Source organism: Citrobacter sp. FDAARGOS_156, assembly GCF_001559235.2.
GTDB lineage: Bacteria > Pseudomonadota > Gammaproteobacteria > Enterobacterales > Enterobacteriaceae > Citrobacter > Citrobacter youngae.
Map to the genome: position 1 here is coordinate 1313273 of NZ_CP014030.2, position 18815 is coordinate 1332087.

The 18815-nt window shown below is 47.1% G+C and carries 16 protein-coding genes, 1 tRNA gene and 1 pseudogene; 17 read left to right on the forward strand and 1 reads right to left on the reverse strand.

The window, feature by feature from the left end; all coding sequences use genetic code 11:
• Nucleotides 1-233: 233 nt before the first annotated feature.
• From gpt to crl, 3 genes are all read left to right on the forward strand, one after another.
• Entirely contained in the window at nt 234-692 is a 459-nt protein-coding gene (gene gpt, locus AL515_RS06415; RefSeq protein ID WP_048212530.1) for a xanthine phosphoribosyltransferase, read from the forward strand.
• Between the two features lie 98 nt (nt 693-790).
• Nucleotides 791-2035, forward strand: a complete 1245-nt coding sequence (gene frsA / locus AL515_RS06420) for an esterase FrsA (protein WP_061067342.1) — start codon at nt 791-793, stop codon at nt 2033-2035.
• A gap of 57 nt (nt 2036-2092) precedes the next feature.
• The gene (crl, locus tag AL515_RS06425; protein WP_005133595.1) at nt 2093-2494 is read left to right on the forward strand and encodes a sigma factor-binding protein Crl; all 402 of its coding nucleotides are present in this window, start codon (nt 2093-2095) and stop codon (nt 2492-2494) included.
• Nucleotides 2495-2550: 56 nt separating this feature from the next.
• Here the strand turns inward: crl and phoE are convergent, their stop codons facing one another.
• Complete coding sequence (phoE, locus tag AL515_RS06430) at nt 2551-3606, reverse strand: phosphoporin PhoE (RefSeq protein WP_048212528.1); 1056 nt, start codon at nt 3604-3606, stop codon at nt 2551-2553.
• 289 nt (nt 3607-3895) lie between these two features.
• Here phoE and proB point away from each other — a divergent pair, with 289 nt between their 5' ends.
• The 14 genes and pseudogenes from proB to AL515_RS23990 all read left to right on the forward strand — a co-directional run.
• A complete protein-coding gene (proB, locus tag AL515_RS06435) occupies nt 3896-4999 on the forward strand; it encodes a glutamate 5-kinase (RefSeq protein ID WP_003031373.1) in 1104 nt (367 codons plus the stop codon).
• Between the two features lie 11 nt (nt 5000-5010).
• Nucleotides 5011-6264 (forward strand): glutamate-5-semialdehyde dehydrogenase, encoded by a 1254-nt coding sequence (proA, locus tag AL515_RS06440; RefSeq protein WP_061067343.1) that lies wholly within the window; start codon nt 5011-5013, stop codon nt 6262-6264.
• A gap of 271 nt (nt 6265-6535) precedes the next feature.
• On the forward strand, nt 6536-7255 hold the full coding sequence (locus tag AL515_RS06445; RefSeq protein WP_061067344.1) for a Crp/Fnr family transcriptional regulator: 720 nt from the start codon (nt 6536-6538) through the stop codon (nt 7253-7255).
• A gap of 596 nt (nt 7256-7851) precedes the next feature.
• Nucleotides 7852-8439, forward strand: a complete 588-nt coding sequence (gene ecpA, locus AL515_RS06450; protein WP_061067345.1) for a common pilus major fimbrillin subunit EcpA — start codon at nt 7852-7854, stop codon at nt 8437-8439.
• A gap of 52 nt (nt 8440-8491) precedes the next feature.
• On the forward strand, nt 8492-9169 hold the full coding sequence (locus AL515_RS06455; protein ID WP_061067346.1) for a hypothetical protein: 678 nt from the start codon (nt 8492-8494) through the stop codon (nt 9167-9169).
• A gap of 58 nt (nt 9170-9227) precedes the next feature.
• A complete protein-coding gene (locus AL515_RS06460; RefSeq protein WP_061068795.1) occupies nt 9228-11720 on the forward strand; it encodes a CS1-pili formation C-terminal domain-containing protein in 2493 nt (830 codons plus the stop codon).
• 4 nt (nt 11721-11724) lie between these two features.
• Nucleotides 11725-13341 carry a hypothetical protein gene (locus AL515_RS06465; RefSeq protein ID WP_061067347.1) on the forward strand — a complete coding sequence of 539 codons (1617 nt, stop codon included), beginning with the start codon at nt 11725-11727 and terminating at the stop codon, nt 13339-13341.
• Complete coding sequence (locus AL515_RS06470; RefSeq protein ID WP_043015294.1) at nt 13338-14033, forward strand: fimbria/pilus periplasmic chaperone; 696 nt, start codon at nt 13338-13340, stop codon at nt 14031-14033. The genes AL515_RS06465 and AL515_RS06470 overlap by 4 nt, the downstream gene beginning before the upstream one ends.
• Nucleotides 14034-14177: 144 nt before the next feature.
• Complete coding sequence (locus AL515_RS06475) at nt 14178-14909, forward strand: winged helix-turn-helix domain-containing protein (RefSeq protein WP_061067348.1); 732 nt, start codon at nt 14178-14180, stop codon at nt 14907-14909.
• Nucleotides 14884-15357, forward strand: a complete 474-nt coding sequence (locus AL515_RS06480; protein ID WP_061067349.1) for a hypothetical protein — start codon at nt 14884-14886, stop codon at nt 15355-15357. The genes AL515_RS06475 and AL515_RS06480 overlap by 26 nt, the downstream gene beginning before the upstream one ends.
• A 341-nt stretch (nt 15358-15698) precedes the next feature.
• Nucleotides 15699-17147, forward strand: a complete 1449-nt coding sequence (locus tag AL515_RS06485; RefSeq protein ID WP_061068796.1) for an EAL domain-containing protein — start codon at nt 15699-15701, stop codon at nt 17145-17147.
• A gap of 348 nt (nt 17148-17495) precedes the next feature.
• The gene (locus AL515_RS06490) at nt 17496-17804 is read left to right on the forward strand and encodes a methyltransferase family protein (RefSeq protein ID WP_233606058.1); all 309 of its coding nucleotides are present in this window, start codon (nt 17496-17498) and stop codon (nt 17802-17804) included.
• A gap of 165 nt (nt 17805-17969) precedes the next feature.
• Nucleotides 17970-18045, forward strand: a tRNA-Thr gene (locus AL515_RS06495).
• A gap of 259 nt (nt 18046-18304) precedes the next feature.
• Nucleotides 18305-18481, forward strand: a pseudogene (locus AL515_RS23990) (ogr/Delta-like zinc finger family protein); the annotation flags it as partial.
• Between the last annotated feature and the right edge of the window lie 334 nt (nt 18482-18815).

Consider the following 18815-nt stretch of genomic DNA (forward strand, 5'->3'; position numbering starts at 1 on the left):
AATTGACTTGCAGGCCACGGGGTTAGCGGAATTAAAAACACCACAAGTCAGGCTTGCGCGATGCGATTGAGAATACCACTTTCTTCGCTGACGGCTAGTATAAAGCATGCAAAAAGAGGCGCGGATTCCGCGAAACACTGGTTTTTAGTGCGTCAGATCTCTATAATCTCGCGCAACCTGGTTCACCCTCAATTTATTAATTAGCCGTAGATAAACAGGCTGGGACACTTCACATGAGCGAAAAATACGTCGTCACCTGGGACATGTTGCAAGTCCATGCACGTAAACTGGCAAGCCGCCTGATGCCTTCTGAACAATGGAAAGGCATTATTGCCGTTAGCCGTGGTGGTCTGGTGCCGGGCGCATTGCTGGCGCGTGAATTGGGTATTCGCCATGTCGATACCGTATGCATCTCCAGCTACGATCACGACAACCAGCGCGAACTGAAAGTGCTGAAGCGTGCGGAAGGTGACGGTGAAGGTTTCATCGTGATCGATGACCTGGTAGACACCGGTGGTACCGCCGTTGCTATCCGCGAAATGTATCCTAAAGCGCATTTCGTCACGATCTTCGCTAAGCCGGCTGGTCGCCCGCTGGTGAATGACTATGTGGTTGATATTCCGCAGGATACCTGGATTGAGCAGCCGTGGGATATGGGCGTGGTATTTGTTCCGCCGATCTCTGGTCGCTAATCTAAAAAGTTTTCAACGCCCGCACTGTCGGGCGTTGTTCTTTTTGTGCGGTGTCAGGTTACACTATGCCTTAGTGAGTACTCATGGAGGCCGTAATCATGTCGCAGGCTAACCTCAGCGAAGTTCTGTTTAAACCCCGCTTCAAACATCCTGAAACGTCAACGTTAGTTCGTCGTTTTAACCACGGCGCGCAGCCATCTGTGCAGTCCGCTCTGGATGGTAAAACAATCCCGCACTGGTATCGCATGGTGAATCGCCTGATGTGGATCTGGCGTGGGGTCGATCCGCGTGAAATCCTTGAGGTGCAGGCGCGTATCGTCATGAGCGAAGCCGAACGCACGGATAAAGATCTCTACGATACGGTCATTGGCTATCGTGGTGGAAACTGGATCTACGAGTGGGCGAAGCAGGCGATGGACTGGCAACAGAAAGCGTCTATGGAAGAGGATCCGCAGGTGAGCGGACGCCACTGGCTGCATGCTTCCACGTTGTACAACATTGCAGCATACCCGCATTTAAAAGGTGATGAGCTGGCAGAGCAGGCGCAGGCCCTGGCCAACCGCGCTTACGAAGAGGCGGCCCAACGACTGCCAGGTACATTGCGCGAGATGGAATTTGCCGTTGCCGGCGGTGCGCCGATAACCGGCTTCCTGCACATGCCAAAAGGCGACGGCCCGTTCCCGACGGTGCTGATGTGCGGTGGTCTGGATTCTATGCAAACCGACTACTACACCCTGTATGAGCGCTATTTCGCTCCGCGTGGTATCGCCATGCTGACGCTGGATATGCCGTCGGTTGGGTTCTCGTCAAAATGGAAACTGACCCAGGATTCCAGCCTGCTGCACCAGCACGTATTAAAAGCGCTGCCGAATATTCCCTGGGTGGATCACACCCGTGTGGCGGCATTCGGTTTTCGCTTTGGCGCTAATGTCGCAGTACGCCTGGCCTATCTTGAATCATCGCGCCTGAAGGCTGTGGCCTGTCTGGGACCGGTGGTTCATGCGCTGCTTAGCGACCCACAGCGTCAGGCTTCAGTACCGGAAATGTATCTTGACGTTCTGGCCAGCCGTCTGGGGATGCACGATGCGTCCGATGAAGCGCTACGCGTCGAGCTAAACCGTTATTCATTAAAGGTACAAGGGCTGCTGGGGCGACGCTGCCCGACGCCAATGCTCTCGGGGTTCTGGAAGAACGATCCGTTTAGCCCGGAAGAGGAATCTCGCTTAATTACGTCGTCATCTTCTGACGGTAAGCTGCTGGAGGTTCCGTTCAACCCGGTGTATCGCAATTTTGACAAAGCGCTGCAAGAAATTACCGGGTGGATCAATCATAGATTGTGTTAATAGATTGCTAAATTTTATTGGTTTGGTAAAACAGTTGCTTCACCTAAGGAGATCGCAATGACGTTACCGAGTGGGCACCCGAAAAGTAGATTGATCAAAAAATTCACCGCGCTTGGCCCGTACATCCGCGAAGGGCAGTGCGAAGATAATCGATTCTTTTTCGATTGTCTGGCTGTTTGCGTCAACGTGAAACCGGCACCAGAGAAACGTGAATTTTGGGGCTGGTGGATGGAGCTGGAAGCGCAGGAGAAACGCTTTACGTACAGCTACCAGTTTGGTTTGTTCGATAAAGACGGCAACTGGACCGCCGTGCCGATTAAAGAGACTGAAGTGGTAGAGCGACTGGAATACACCTTACGCGAGTTTCATGAAAAGTTGCGTGGGTTGTTAACGACGCTGAATCTGGCGCTGGAGCCTGCTGACGACTTTAAGGATGAGCCGGTTAAATTAACGGCATAATGAACAGCAAAATGCCGGATGGCGGCGCAACCCCATCCGGCATTTTTTATGTTACATCAGAACTGATAAACCATACCGACGGCCACGATATCATCATCGTTGATGCCCAGTTTATTATCGCTATCGAGCTGGTTGATTTTATAATCAACAAACGCTGACATATTTTTGTTGAAGTAGTATGTTGCGCCCACGTCGATATAATTCACCAGATCCTCATTACCTACGCCTTCAATATCTTTACCTTTCGACAGCACATAACCCAGGGATGGACGCAGACCAAAGTCAAACTGGTACTGAGCAACCACTTCGAAGTTCTGAGTTTTGTTAGCAAAGCCACCGGAAATAGGTGTCATATTGCGCGTTTCAGAATAGAACGTTGCCAGATAAATGTCGTTGGCATCATATTTTAAACCTGTCGCCCAGGATTCTGCTTTATCGCCAGTACCCCGGTTTTGCAGGTTCTGCTGATTGGTACGGTCGGAGTTGGTATACGCACCACTGATGGCGAAATCGCTGCCGCCAAAGTCATACGTCACGGAGGTACCAAAGCCGTCGCCGTTCTGTTTCTTCACATCGCGGTCCTGGTTTTTGCCCTGATATTGCAGGGTAAGATCCAGACCATCGACGACGCCGAAGAAGTCGGTATTACGGTAGGTCGCCAGGCCGCTAGCACGTTTGGTCATAAAGTTATCGGTCTGCGCGGAAGAGTCGCCGCCGAATTCCGGGAACATATCCGTCCAGGCTTCCACGTCATACAGCGCACCCAGGTTACGACCATAATCAAACGAGCCAAAATCTTTTAATTTCACACCGGCGAAAGCCAGACGTGTTTTTTGCTGATTGGTTTCGTTTTCCGCTTTATTCCCTGCGAACTCAGCTTCCCAACGACCATAACCGGTCAGTTGATCGTTAATTTGTGTTTCGCCCTTAAAACCTAAGCGGATATAGCTCTGGTCGCCGTCTTTGCTGTCATAATCAGTCATGTAGTGCATCGCTTTGACTTTGCCATACAAGTCCAGTTTATTACTGTTCTTGTTATAGACTTCTGCCGCCTGTACGGACGCCGATGCAACAATTCCCATCACCACTAATGCCAGAGTGCTCTTTTTCATTTTCATTCCTGATTTAAAGTACGCGCTAATATTTACTGGGTGTGATCCCCGTTAAAAGACAGGAGGGTTTTTAACGTCTGGCAATGAACGTTTTATGACAAAGTAAGAATATTTTTAAAAAAGAATGTTTTTTTGTGTCTGTAATAAATGCGTCAAAGTCTGCCGCTACGCTTGCTGATCCTGCGCAATAAAATTTCATGCTTTGTGCGCTGGCTGTTGGCAACCGGGGCCAGTCCTGCTAAAACGTTCGTTTGATATCATTTTCCCCAATTTTGAATGGCAGAGAATCATGAGTGACAGCCAGACGCTGGTGGTAAAACTTGGCACCAGTGTGTTAACGGGCGGATCGCGCCGCCTGAACCGCGCCCATATCGTAGAACTGGTTCGCCAGTGCGCACAGCTCCACGCTGCAGGACATCGTATTGTTATCGTTACTTCGGGCGCGATTGCCGCCGGACGTGAGCATCTTGGTTACCCTGAGCTCCCGGCAACGATAGCTTCGAAACAGCTGTTGGCGGCGGTAGGGCAGAGCCGATTGATTCAACTGTGGGAACAGCTGTTCTCGATATACGGTATTCATATCGGGCAGATGCTGCTAACGCGTGCGGATATGGAAGACAGAGAGCGCTTCCTCAACGCCCGCGATACGCTGCGCGCGCTGCTGGATAACAACATTGTTCCGGTCATCAATGAGAACGATGCGGTGGCGACCGCTGAAATTAAAGTCGGTGACAACGACAATCTTTCGGCGCTGGCGGCGATCCTTGCCGGAGCCGATAAGCTGCTGCTGCTGACCGATCAGCAGGGGCTGTTTACCGCCGATCCGCGCACCAATCCGCAGGCGGAGCTTATCAAAGACGTGCACGGTATTGATGATGCGCTGCGCGCCATTGCCGGAGACAGCGTCTCTGGTCTGGGAACCGGCGGGATGGGAACAAAATTACAAGCCGCCGACGTGGCCTGCCGCGCCGGCATCGACACCATAATTGCCGCAGGCAGCAAACCGGGCGTGATTGGCGACGTGATGGAAGGCGTTTCCGTTGGGACGCGTTTTCATGCTCAGGCTTCTCCACTGGAGAACCGTAAACGCTGGATCTTCGGCGCGCCGCCTGCCGGGGAAATTACCGTTGATGAGGGTGCTACCGCAGCGATTCTGGAACGCGGCAGCTCATTACTGCCAAAAGGGATTAAAAGCGTGACAGGCAACTTCTCTCGTGGTGAAGTGATCCGCATCTGCAATCTGGAAGGGCGCGATATTGCCCACGGCGTCACCCGCTATAACAGCGATGCGCTGCGCCGTATTGCCGGACATCACTCACAACAGATCGACACCATCCTGGGCTACGAATACGGTCCGGTTGCTGTCCATCGTGACGATATGATTACCCGTTAAGGAACAGGCATATGCTGGAACAAATGGGCATTGCTGCCAAAGCTGCGTCATATAAGCTGGCGCTACTCTCCAGTCGCGAAAAAAACCGCGTGCTGGAAACCATTGCTGATGAACTGGAAGCGCAAACGGAAAGCATCCTCAGCGCGAACGCACAGGATGTTGAACAGGCGCGTGAAAATGGCCTGAGCGAAGCGATGCTTGATCGCCTCGCACTGACGCCAGCGCGTCTGAAAGCGATTGCTGACGATGTACGCCAGGTGTGTAATCTCGCTGACCCGGTCGGGCAGGTGATTGACGGTGGTCTGCTGGATAGCGGTCTGCGTCTGGAGCGTCGTCGCGTGCCGCTGGGCGTGATTGGCGTGATTTATGAAGCGCGTCCAAACGTCACCGTTGATGTGGCTACCTTGTGCCTGAAAACCGGCAATGCGGCGATCCTGCGCGGAGGAAAAGAGACGTACCGGACGAATGCCGCCACTGTTGCGGTGATCCAGCATGCGCTGCAAGCCTGCGGTTTACCGGCTGCCGCGGTGCAGTCGATTGATAACCCGGATCGTGCGCTGGTCACTGAAATGCTGCGGATGGATAAGTACATCGATATGCTGATCCCTCGCGGTGGCGCAGGGCTGCACAAGCTGTGTCGTGAACAGTCGACTATCCCGGTTATCACCGGTGGTATTGGTGTATGTCATATCTATGTAGATGACACGGCGGAGATCGCCCCGGCACTGAAGATTATCGTTAACGCCAAAACCCAGCGTCCGAGCACGTGTAATACTGTCGAAACACTGTTGGTGAATCAGAGTATCGCTGAGCGCTTCCTGCCTGCTCTAAGCCAGCAAATGGCAGAAAGCGGCGTGACGCTTCATGCAGATGATGCTGCGCTTGCCGCGTTGCAGGCCGGACCGGCAAACGTCGTAGCGGTAAAAGAGGAACAGTATGACGATGAGTTTTTATCGCTGGATCTGAACGTGAAAATCGTCACCAGTCTGGATGATGCCATTGCCCATATTCGTGAGCATGGTACTCAGCATTCCGATGCGATTCTGACGCGTACGCTGCGCAACGCCGATCGTTTTGTGAATGAAGTCGATTCTTCCGCTGTGTATGTGAACGCCTCCACCCGTTTTACCGATGGCGGTCAGTTTGGGCTCGGGGCGGAAGTGGCAGTTAGCACGCAAAAATTACACGCGCGTGGCCCAATGGGGCTGGAAGCACTGACTACATACAAATGGGTTGGCTTCGGCGACGACACGATCCGTGCGTAATTGAAAACGGGCGATGCCATAATAGCACTCTGATTTTCAAGGCTATTAAGGCATCGCCCAGTTAATTCTAACCTTCACTCCACTGCCACATTTTTTCTATCCTGCGTTTTAACATCATCAGTCTGGTTTTGACCCATGCGTCCCTGCGCCATAAAGGCGATGTATCACAGAATTTTCCCCGCCAGCATGAATTTTCCTGGTCTTCAGTTCACGTATTGTTCCCATGGCCCGATCTATTAGAATCAGTCTCATTTTTATGAGGAGTTGTTGCGTGAAATCGGATATTCACAAACATCGCATTCCTGTTGTGCCGCTCGGCAACCCGTTTCCCCCCCGCCATTGTTCGCTGTGTCCAAAGGGAGCGGCAATTGATCGTGATAATCAACACCGATTAATAGACAAAAGAAGAAGGTTTAAAGCAGGGGAGATACTCGCCAGGCAGGATGAAGCCGCAAACATGCTTTTTGTTATTCACGAGGGATACTGCAAGTCCAGCGTGGAATGCGGTGATAACGATTTTATCAGTCGCTTTTATGTTCCGGGAGATATCATGGCGCTGGATGCTGTCGAAGGGGGGAAGTACCTGACAACGATTAAGGCGGCAACGGCTGCGGAGGTATGTCATATCGATATTGCGCGGTTGTTCAAAGTAGCAGAAAAGGATCCGTCGGTTGCTGCCGCAGTCATCAAGTTTCTCTGCAGGGACAATGGATTCATTGTTGAAAAACTGCGGCGCTATGCGAATAAACATGCTGAGGCCAGGATCGCTGCTTTTCTGGTGGAATTTTACGAGATGCATTTACGTATTGGCAGGCCAGAAACGACGCTACACTTGCCATTCTCCCGGGAGGAAATTGCCAGTTATCTTGACCTTAAAATTGAAACCGTTAGCCGCTCATTAAAATCCCTCGAACAACAAAATTTGATTACCCTACATCGAGTGCGTACGGTAACACTTAATAGTTATTTGGGATTAAAAGGTTTCAGCTAAATCTCTCATGGTTGAACGTTATATAAATCTTGATATTCCAGGAATATTCTTTTTATATGGAAAATTCCTGGTTTTATTTTTGTGAAATAATTATCAATTCGAATACTAATCCTCCATCTTAGTGCTTATTTTATAAGAATATTCCCTCATATATGAATATTTTATGAGAATTTTCTTGTGAAGTTAAAAATTTAGCATAATTGCAACAAATAATAAGCATTATAGAGAAAATATGGAGGTGTTAATTATCTTTATGTTTTGTAAGGGTTTTGCTTAGGTGCTATTTGTATGATCTTTTTGATATTTATCAAAAACATAAAAAAGATGAATTGTTTGGTATTACTTATTTGTGTGGGTGATAATTCTGAAACATGGCATATTTTAAGTAATTGCGTCTTAGGAAACTTCTTAGATAGATTTTTTGGTGGGAAAATTCTTAGTTTTTTGTAATTTTTGCGTTTCAGGGTTTGTTGAGATGTTACTTAATTCAAATGATAATTTTTGGGCGCGGCAATTCTGGCTCGCAATTAATGGAACCGCTGGAGTGATTTAAAAATAAGACTCGGTGGTGAGTTTGTTCTTAGGAGAAGATAAAAATGAAAAAATTATTATTAGTAACCTCTCTGGCTTCTGTATTTGTTGCAGCAAATGCAATGGCAGACGTTACTGCTTCTGCAACTGCCTCGTGGGACGCGACGGCAACAAAAGATACCACCAGCATGTTGGTTGTCACTCCGCTGAACTCTTTGACTTTCCAGTATGCTGAAGGACTGAACGCCTTCAACTCTCAGGACGGTGCTTTTGATGTGACTATTCAGGGTCAGGAAACGGCAACTGATTTTGAGCTGACTGCTCAGATCATTAGTAACACGCTGACCAACGCCAGTGGCGATGCGTCTACCCTGAACGTAGGGGTGGCATGGAATGGCACCGCGCTGACTAATTCATCAGATACTGTCCTGGTTAACTCCAGTTCGACTTCTGGTCTTGAAAGCCTGATGGCTGATGGCGCTTATAACGGTGCTGCTCGTGTCAGCGATCAATCCAACTTCAAATTCACCATCGCGTCAGCGACTTCTGATGGTAGCCAGGCAGTAACGGATTACTCTGCTCTGCCAGACGGCTATTGGACCGGCGATGTAAAAGTACAGTTTAATGCAACCTGGACGACTCCGTCTGCCTAAGTAATAAAAATTCGGGAGAATTTTTTCTCCCGAATTTATCAGGAATGGCGTCATGAAAAAATATTTACCGACAGCGATGTTGGTAGGGTTAGTAGCATCTTTTCCCGGATGGGCAATTAATGTGGGTGAAATCACATCGATAATGACTTCTGCTGAGAGTTCATTATCGAAAGAAATTACTAATACAACTGATGCGGCGCGTTATGTCAGTGTTTCGGTAAAACAATTGTCATCACCTTTGGCGGGGGGAGTCGAAATAAAGCCTGTCAATTCCGGAGAGTTACTTTCTACACCTGCCAATCTTATTCTTCCTGGTCAGGCAAAGGATGTTTTTCGCTTCTTTTATAAAGGACCTGCAGATGATCTCGAACGTTATTATCGTCTGCAATGGATAGATGAGCCGGTCACCGAGAGCGCGGAAACCCGGGCGAATAAAATGGCGGTTGCAACAGCGTCGGCAGAAATTGGCACTATTCTGGTGGTCGCACCGCGTAAAGAGCGTTTTGAATACAGCCGTAATGGCGATGTTATTACCAATACCGGCAATGTTTCATTTCGTGTGATCGCCTATGGCGCTTGCAAAGACAAGGCTCGCGATCAGGGACGAGGTTGTCGCGAACGTTATTACATTATGCCGGGTACGAAAATAAAATTACAGTTTACCGATATCAGCAATAGCCGTTCACGCATCGGTATCTGGCACGGTAAGCAGTTTATTACAGTGAAGTGATGGTCGATTGCAGCCATCTGTACGGGATAAATAAAAATACCGGAATGTAAGGATGCATATGACAACAATAAATATTGTCGGCGGTAGCATTTGTCTTTTTCTTGCGCTGACACCAGGAACTTCACATGCAGCCCCAGTAAAAGTGGGTAATTACGTTATTCCCAGTGCTTTCGCCCGTTCACTGGAGCAGGGAATGACGGTGCCGGTATATATTCGTTACAACGAGACTGACGAGAAAAGTCAGCAAAAAATTGCCGATGCGGTGATTTCGCTTGTTGATGGCAATATTACAGTTAAAGCCCTGACTCTTGCTGAATTGCCTAATAATGCCGTGTTATCTGGAAAAACTCGTGCGTTGGTAGAAAAAATTCGTGATGTGAAATTTCACGATAACACCAATATCGAGCTATCGGACAATGCACGCCTGCAGCTCAACGTCTCTTCATTTCACCTGGAGATGATTGTCAGCAAAGATGCGTTAACTGAAGCGATTGTCGCACGCAGTAGCCTGCTTGGACCTTCCAGCGTGGAGTCTCTCTCTAACGTCCTGAACTATAACTTTGGTACCTACTACAACGATTATCATAATGGCAGCAGTACCCGCAGCTATCTGACGGTGGACAACACAACATCGCTGCGTGAGCACCATATCAACATTAACGGTTCGTTTTACGGCATCGGCGACAGCAACGGCACCAGCAAACTTTATCGTGCGATGTATGAGCGTGATTATGACGGTTATCGACTGGCGCTCGGGATGCTCGACACCTGGAATGTCCAGTCTATTGCCAGCCTGAATGCACTGAATGGCGGGAAAATTTACGGTGTGAGCTACGGAAACAAAGGAAGTACGGTTGTTGAGAATACCGCGCTTTCACTTACGCCGATTACCGTATTTTTGCCAGCCGCTGGAGAGGTTCATGTCTTCCGTGATGGGCGTTTGCTCAGCGTGCAGAACTTTAATATGGGCAGTTATGAAATTGATACCAGTCGTTTTCCGTATGGTGTTTATGACGTCACGGTAGATATCGTGGTCAATGGCCGGACAATTAATAGTCGTATCAGCAGGGTTAATAAAATCTTTGCCCGCCAGCAAGCTGCCGGGATTGATCAGCTCTCGTGGCAGCTGTTTGGTGGTTCACTGGATTATGACCGTGTGAGTTATAAGCGAAATCATTATCAGGATTTGGGCAGCGAGCAGACCTGGATTGCCGGGGGGGCCGCATCGGTGACGCTGGCGATATTGTCGGGGCTGGGCCTGAAGTCCACGCTCTACGGTTTTGACAACAATGCGGTTAATGAAACGGATGTCACGCTCAATGTGAATGAATACGTAAGCATTGGCAATCAGACGCTGGTGGCGAACGATTCGTCATGGCGAAATATCAGTAACATCAACCTTAATGTACCTGAGGGATACGGTTCCCTTTGGGCATCTCGTGAAGACAGTAAAATTGGCGATCGTCTGCCCATGCAGGAGCGTGATAATTATTCCATTGGCGGGACTCTTAACCTCGGAAAGTTTATTCCTCATGGCGGCTCGCTCACCGTGAGTCAGACGGAGAATCGCTACTCGGGAAATAAATATCGTAATCTGGACTACAGCACGACCCTTTATTCAGGCAGGTATGCCACGGTTGGGTTGCGTGCAGGTATTCAGCGTTATTACTACAACAACCAGAATGACGATGGGCGACAGGAACGTTATGTCAGTCTGGATTTATCGTTGCCGTTGGCATCCTGGTTGAGCATGGGCGTCTCCCGGGATCGCTATGGCAGTACTCAGGGTAATCTCAGCGCGCGCAAGCAGTATGCTGAGGGCCCGATTAAATCGGTCGGATTGTCGGCATCAACGCGTCTGAGTGGCGAACAGTATTACGACAATAATTATTCGGTAAACGGCAATTTGAGTTATGACACGAAATATAACGCCGGCACCGTATCGGTAACGCGTTCTGCTGACAACTCCACCAATATGAACTTCTCTTCCCAGGGGGCTCTGGCGTGGGCAGGTAAAGATTTCGGCCTGAGTAAAGAGCGGCAGCGGTCTGGCATCATTGTGAAAACAGATTTGACCGGCGAAGGGAAACTGGCTGCGAAGATTAATAACCGCAACTATCTTCTCAGCGGTAAATCAAATTTCATTGCACTGCCGCCCTATGCTCAGTACAAGCTGGAAATCCTCAATGATAAAAACTCTGAGGACAGCTTCGATATTGTTTCAGGACGCAAACAGGAGCTGACGCTATATCCGGGTAATGTGGGTGTTATCAACCCTGAAGTGAAAAGCATGGTCACCGTATTCGGGCGCATTCGTTATCCCGATGGGCAGTTGGCTGCAAATACCGATATCCATAACCACATCGGTAAAACGCGTACGGATGAGAAGGGTGAGTTTGCTATTGATATCGATAAAAAGTATCCGGTCATCACGTTAATTTCAGCCAATGGCAGCATATGCGAAGCCGATCTTGATTTGGAAAAAGCACGGGGCGCAGCGTGGATTGGTGATGTGAAATGTGCAACGCAAACCACGATGGCTCAGAGGTAATAAAATGAAAGTATTGATTAAATTAGCTACTGTAATCTGTACCGTAGGGAGTTTTTCACCTGTGCCTGCTTTGGCGTTGAATGCAATCTCTTCCGGCTCAGTCAGTAATAACTATTTGTTTATCGAAAATGCCATTGATAGTGAATACTTTATTACCCCATCGGCACTTGATCCGCGTTTCAGCGGGTCAAACACGTGGATAAAATACGGTACCTCTCAGGTCAGTCTCGGGTATTTAGGTTTTGTCGGCTGGACTGCGCCTGGAAATTATTATCAGGACATGTGGATTGATAACTCCCCGATTAACGGGCCTTTCCGGGGAATCCGTTGTTATAGTGGCACTCAATGTCCATCAACCGGGTTTATTGCCGGATTGGGCACAGACAAAAACGGTTTTTATCATGCGCAGGTCGGCTCTGTCGCAGGCGTTATTGGTGGCGCCTACGGATTCGCTTCCCTGACCGATACTGCTTATGAGTACTTTCGCAATGTGCCTACCGGTAGCAGCGAAACCTATGTGTTCAACCGCTGTTATACTTCTGTAAATTATGATTATTCTTCCGGGCAACGGTGCAAAGACCAATCGACAGGATCATGGAATTACGTCAATTACACGTTAACTAAACGCGGTCATCTGTCACTTGTCTCGACTAACGCATTTCAGGAGCTTTGGGTTGCCAGCGACGGTACGCCGAGCATCACCAAAGACTCTGGTTATTGCGAACTTGGCGTGGTGGGCGGTACTGACGGTGTGATTTGCAAAATGGTGAGTTATAACTTGCAACAAACGGCCAATCTGACCGCCTCCTTGACGTTTCGCGCTTTTGTCGACACGGCGATGCTAGGTTTTACGCCCGGAGCGGCCACCGTGAGATACTCCGGGAATGGTTCAAACTGGTATAACTATGGTACTTCAACTGCTTATTACAACGTTTTTACGACCTCTGGAGAATACATTTATATTTTTCTGTCAAAAGCATTTTTGAAGAATCTTGTCGATTCAGGGATCAGCATTACTAACAGTCAGCCCTTTACCTTCGGCTTTTATAATGGCTTAACACCAGAGTCAGGACACTACCAGTTTACCCCTTCGCTACAGCTTAATATTGTGCCGAAGGAGTATGGGATCAGTATCGTCTCTTCGGACAACACAGCTTCTGCGAGCGGTAGTGGCACGATTGGTGATGCCGCTCCTATAGAAATGGATTACACCGTAACCGTCTCAGGCCCCCGTCAGGCCGACAGTATCACCGCGCAAGTTATTGGGGAAAGTACGACGATAAACAGTGTGCCCTACTGTCTGTTTACGTCTGCGCAAGGCGGGCTGTCCGTCCCCATTCCCGCTTTTCTGCAGTACAACAGTCAGTCGGGGGGCGTGGTGCAAAAACGAAATAGCTGCAGTGAAGCGGCAGTCAGTATGAGAGATGCGCAGTGGCAACAGACGCCCTGGGATGCAAATAACAATGACGATGGAAGCTATTATGCTACTGATTTAAAGTTGCTTTTCCCAATGAATGATTCGCGTTCGATGTTAACCGTTTCCGGCGCTGACTGGGAAGGTGTCGTCAGCGCCAGTGGAGAGATAAAAGTCACGGCGAATTGGGTGGGAGTGACGCCATGAACCGCCGTCGTCTGGCGCTTAGATGGGTATTTATTCTACTTTCCGGTCTGACAGCATTCTCTACACAGGCAGTCTACCTGGAGTCGACCATTTATGAGATGCCGTCGGATAAATCATTTATCAGTAAACGAATCTATAACGATAGCCAGAAACAGAATTTATACAGTATCGGCGCAGTAAAAATTGATAAGCCGGGACCGGGAGGAGAAAACAGGAGTGCTATTGCTGAAGGCGAACTTCTGTTTACTCCGCTGAATTTTTCACTGGCTCCGCAGGCGAGTGAGTTTTTTAAGATTTTCTACCGTGGGCCGCAGGATGATAAAGAACGCTATTACCGAATTCTGTTTCGTGAAATGCCGATCACGCTGTTTACTGAACGTAATCAAGGGAAAGGCGGGCAGGCTCTCCCGGTGATCGCTATGGACACCATATTGGTTGTTCGCCCGAGAAACATAAATCTGGCCTACACCATTGATGAGGCTAACGGAACATTGAAAAACACCGGGAATACTTTTTTTAAAATCATCGTACATCAGGGGTGCAACTCAACCGATGATGAAGCCACCATGCGTTATGTGTTGCCGGGTGAAACCTGGCGTAGCAGCGAGCTGAAAACTAAAAACCGAAAGTTTATCGTAGCGTTGCAGAAATACATTCCAGTGGGTCAGGGGTGCTTCAAACTCAATCAATAGTAAGTATTGAGTCTGATCCGATATGTCATGGTTAGATATCGAACCTATACTGTAACTATCTTTATACAATGCAGTAATCAGCTTGGCACAGATGAAACTTTGGTCATTTGTACTCCATGTCACGGTATTTAAGAGTCAGGTAGTATGAAAAGTATAATTAATGATCAGGTTGAGTACGATTCCACCAGAAAAAGCCTGAAACATCGCGATACTACAATAATCCTTTCGGCATCTACAGCGAGACTACTTGAGCTATTCATTGCCTATAAAAATCAACAACTCCACCGTGAGTTTATCATAGAAGAAGTATGGAAGAAGCATGGCATGGCCCCATCGGGTCATAGCCTTAATAAAAGTATCAGTATATTGCGAAAAGCATTTAGTGAGTTGGGGGCCGAAAACCCCATTGAAACGTTGCCCCGGCAGGGATTTTTGTTCCATGCTTCGGTCAATGATGAACAGTCATCTTTCAGTAGGGATGTACCTGTTCGTTCGGTAACAGAAACGGTGAATTCACCCGCAACACCGAAACGCAAAAATATTCTTCTGTTCATTTTGTTGTTCGCTTTTCTTGGGAGCGCGGTTTTGATATTGCCAGCTCTTAACTCAGGTACCACGAATTTTATCTATATCAGAGCAATAGGTGATTGTGAACTTTATACTGCCGATGACAATAATGCTGATAAAACGAAGGCATTTTTATCTTCTGATATGTGGCGAAAAGTAAATACAATTTGTCATAATGGCAAGAAAACAATTGTTTTTTATGATGATAATAATTTATCGGCAGGTAATAATCTTAAAGAGAATTTTTTGGGGATCTGTACGCTGGATAAAGGAGGGGTTGCCCGTGAATGCGAAAATTATCTTTATTAGCGGGGTGATCTTTCTTGCTGTGATAACAGCATACTTTTTTTATCGCCATCAAGAACCTGAGACGTTGACCTGCTCTGCCAAGAATTACCTTCATTTGCAGGCGCAAACTCAGGGGGTAAAAATTGAAGGTGAAGTTCTGTTGGTTTTTCGTATTTCTTCCACTACCGAAGGGCGGGTACCCCAGGTAGGGAGCCTTAATATTCAAGGTAAGCACTATGCTGTAGATCGTAATGTTGTTCTGAATTTTATTGGCAAAGACCGCGACGGATATTTGCAAACTCGTCGCCAGGCTATCGTCAAAAACAAAAATGATAATGTTCCCGATGAAATTACCGAACTGCTTATGTCTCAACAGGATATTTTCTATTATAAGGTCATCCGTATCGCCGGAAATGTCTATGCGATAAGAGATCTGCGACGTACGCTCATGGTTTGTCGGGCAGCATGAATCGAGGTAATATGTTAGTATTTTGATTTTTGTGGTTGTATGTTTTGTTGTTTCTTATGTTTGTAGTCTTTTATTTTGCCTTGTGGTGAAAATGAGTAAAAGGATTTGTACTGGTGAAAATTAGGAATTTTCCTTTTTCGATATTTAAAATGGATTTACCATTTAATGGGAATACGCATATGGATAATTGTGATTATAAAATCTGAAACTACGTGATATGACTTATGGATAAAGTTAGTTCACGAACCGCCTTATAATTGCTGGAGGCTGAAGGTGTTGTATATTCTCTCGTGTATATAACGAGGGACCTGCTATGCCATAAATTTAAGTTGGTGGTAACTATGAATATGAAAAAGGTTTTTCTGCTCAGTTATGATATTTTTCTTTTCTCAGGGATAAAAGCATGGCTGCCAAATCTGGTACTGGTTGATGCGCGAACATTTATTTCTGGTACGCAGTCAGTTATTCCACGACACCCGTCCTGTTTGCTGGTGATCGATAACCGGTTACCATTGCTCCTGGTCAGGAAATGGTTTCAGAGAAATAGCACGCAGTTTATCAACATAAACTGTATTGTTCTTCGGATGAATGAAACTCGTTCTGTTAATCGAGGATACGAGGAGTATGCTTTCATTAATGGACGAGAATTATCTGATCAATTGATTTCTCAGCTAAGAGCCAATTTAATGGCACCCAATGAGGTTGTGGAGGTCACTAAAGGTTCGACAATGTTTACTTTTCATTTGACTGAATTTGAAGAGGAAATGTTGTATGCATCATTCACAAAAGAAAAATTACACGATTTTTGTATTGCTAACTCACTAACAACTAAGTCAGTGTATCGATATCGGGAACGGATAACCGCTCGCCTGGGATTTTCTCATTTTAATGAAACCATCATTTTTTTAACCAGGAATAATTTATTGCATGAAGGTTACCCGACAAACAATTATTCTGGTGAGAATGTAATTTACGGCGAAGCATATGATGTCTCAGATTCTGGTCGACTGAGTATGGCAATAAGGAATGAAGAAATCATTCCTTATTTTCAGCCCATCGTAAATATCAATGGGGACGTCTGTGGCGTTGAGGTTTTGGCTCGATGGCCACAGGGCCATAATTATGCGATTTCTCAGCGTGAGTTTATACCTCTGGCTGAAAAAAGTGGCTTAATGAATGAGTTAACGAGCTATTTAATGACCACCGTTGCGCGTAATCTGGTCGACGGAAGCGAAGGGATAAATAAAACACTATTCGTCTCCTTTAATGTCAGTCCATCAGGTTTAAGTAATCCCGTTTTTTATTGGGAATGCCTTAATTTTATGGAGATAACGCAAAGACTACCGATAAAATTAATGATTGAAATAACCGAAAATCAGACTCTCACTATCACTCCAGCCATCAAAGAGCTGATACGATCGTTGCGAAACAGAGGAGTTCTGTTTGCTTTAGATGATTTTGGGACGGGATACGCTAACCTCTGCTATCTCAATGAGTTAGACCTGGATGTTATCAAAATTGATAAAACTTTCATCAAGGCTATTAAAGAAGCTGAGCAACATATCCCTATGCTCGAGTCAATCATTCATCTTTCCGGGCTCCTGGGATTACGCATTGTGGCGGAAGGCGTTGAATATGGCTATCAGCAGCAATGGTTGGGGAAAAATAATGTGGATTACCTGCAGGGCTATCAATTTTTACCGCCAGTGATGTTTGATGATTTTATGCGTTTTTACAAGCAGTCTGTAGGGCTGTTTGAATCAGCGTCGGATTCAACTTTTTCAGCGTAAACCTGTCGGGAACATCAGGGGCGGATGCCTCTGATGCCGGTATTTTTGCAGAGGTTAGTGCTACAGATCCTGCCTGTCTGGTGAAGGCGAAAGCCTGTAGTGAATGAAGCATCGTTTGTTTATGTGTCTTTTACAGGGTATTTATAACGGTATCAGCGTTAATCAAACCGCTTCCGAGGTTAGTCCATAGCCATGCGTCATTTCCTGCAAAAATTAAGAGCCTGGTTTCCGCCGCCACTCATCTTAGTACTTTTCCTCGTTGCCGATGCGTTGACGGCGAGCTCACGTTTCACATTTGGCGCGGTAAATATCGTGATAAGCGCATTACTGGCCAGTGTCAGTCTGTGGATGATACTGCATACCGCATGGCAAATGCGGATGAAACGTACGACCCTGAACCCGCTTCATGCAAATAAATCGACCACGCTTGTTACCGGCGGATGTTACGCCTGGAGTCGTAACCCGATCTACCTTGGTATGAGCGGACTCCAGCTAGCCTTTGCTCTGTTCATCGGCAGTCCGGCTGGCGTAGTGGCTGTACCGCTGTTTATGCTGGCGGTTGCCAGATTGCATATTGATTTTGAAGAGGAACAATTGCGAAAACATTTCGGGCTGGAATGGGATCGCTTTGAGCGACAGGTTCGCCGCTGGCTATAGTCATACCCGACCGGGTACAAGCATTCCTGTCACGACACGATTCGTGCGTAATTGAAACCGGATGATGCAAAATTAGGCGTTTGATTCACAAGGCCATTGACGCATCGCCCGGTTAGTTTTAACCTTCTACCCCGTGTTCGCATTCGTGGGCATGTCCTTATCAGGGCCGATATAGCTCAGTTGGTAGAGCAGCGCATTCGTAATGCGAAGGTCGTAGGTTCGACTCCTATTATCGGCACCATCCCTTAGTATTTCCAAGTCATCTCAAATCAACAAAAACCTTTAAAAACATAGATATTACGCGATTCTTCGTCATTTGACGTCAACCCCTATCTCTTGAAATCAACATACAATTGGGGGCACAATCGGGGGCATGTTCTGTTCGGTCTAGGAAATGTGCCCCCAATGATGCTGAATGCCCGCAAGGTTGAAGCCGCTAAAGGAAAAGAGAAGAGCTATAAGCTATCTGATGGAGGTGGCCTGTACCTTCAGGTTGAACCTATTGCTCTAATGTGGAGTGCGGTCACTCGTTTGTGATGAATGTTGCTTTCTCCCATTCCGTTAGTCCAAGCGCGCTGAACGGGCAAGGGAGGGTTAAAGAGCTAATTGATGCAATTCCACCCGAGGAACGGGAAAAGGCTTTAAAGTTGCTGCTGGCTGCGCAAAAGAATGGGTAAAGTATGCGTCGGGAATGGCCGATCCATTCCCGGAACCTGAACACAGGATTTCAGTTTATACGGATATAAAATTATTATTTTTCAACTAGTTATGTTTTTCATGTTTCACAAATCTTCATAAAATCACACACCTAAAATAAATTATCCATTTAATATCATAGTGTTGCGTATTCAGGCCACAAATGCGACGGACATTAAAACTGAAAAAAGCTGAATTTCTTTTCATTCTTTTCAGTTTCTTCTTCGCAGTGCATCCCCAGCACGGACGCGGGCTGGCAGTATCGTTTGTAAAAAATCACAACTGAAAAATTTTAGTGATATGAAAACCGCAGGT

Bases quoted from the DNA above. Each gene is read 5' to 3' on its own strand.
- gpt (WP_048212530.1), top strand. From the start codon at position 234: ATGAGCGAAAAATACGTCGTCACCTGGGACATGTTGCAAGTCCATGCA.
- frsA (WP_061067342.1), top strand. From the start codon at position 791: ATGTCGCAGGCTAACCTCAGCGAAGTTCTGTTTAAACCCCGCTTCAAA.
- crl (WP_005133595.1), top strand. From the start codon at position 2,093: ATGACGTTACCGAGTGGGCACCCGAAAAGTAGATTGATCAAAAAATTC.
- phoE (WP_048212528.1), bottom strand. From the start codon at position 3,606: ATGAAAAAGAGCACTCTGGCATTAGTGGTGATGGGAATTGTTGCATCG.
- proB (WP_003031373.1), top strand. From the start codon at position 3,896: ATGAGTGACAGCCAGACGCTGGTGGTAAAACTTGGCACCAGTGTGTTA.
- proA (WP_061067343.1), top strand. From the start codon at position 5,011: ATGCTGGAACAAATGGGCATTGCTGCCAAAGCTGCGTCATATAAGCTG.
- ecpA (WP_061067345.1), top strand. From the start codon at position 7,852: ATGAAAAAATTATTATTAGTAACCTCTCTGGCTTCTGTATTTGTTGCA.
- AL515_RS06455 (WP_061067346.1), top strand. From the start codon at position 8,492: ATGAAAAAATATTTACCGACAGCGATGTTGGTAGGGTTAGTAGCATCT.
- AL515_RS06460 (WP_061068795.1), top strand. From the start codon at position 9,228: ATGACAACAATAAATATTGTCGGCGGTAGCATTTGTCTTTTTCTTGCG.
- AL515_RS06465 (WP_061067347.1), top strand. From the start codon at position 11,725: ATGAAAGTATTGATTAAATTAGCTACTGTAATCTGTACCGTAGGGAGT.
- AL515_RS06470 (WP_043015294.1), top strand. From the start codon at position 13,338: ATGAACCGCCGTCGTCTGGCGCTTAGATGGGTATTTATTCTACTTTCC.
- AL515_RS06475 (WP_061067348.1), top strand. From the start codon at position 14,178: ATGAAAAGTATAATTAATGATCAGGTTGAGTACGATTCCACCAGAAAA.
- AL515_RS06485 (WP_061068796.1), top strand. From the start codon at position 15,699: ATGAATATGAAAAAGGTTTTTCTGCTCAGTTATGATATTTTTCTTTTC.
- AL515_RS06490 (WP_233606058.1), top strand. From the start codon at position 17,496: ATGATACTGCATACCGCATGGCAAATGCGGATGAAACGTACGACCCTG.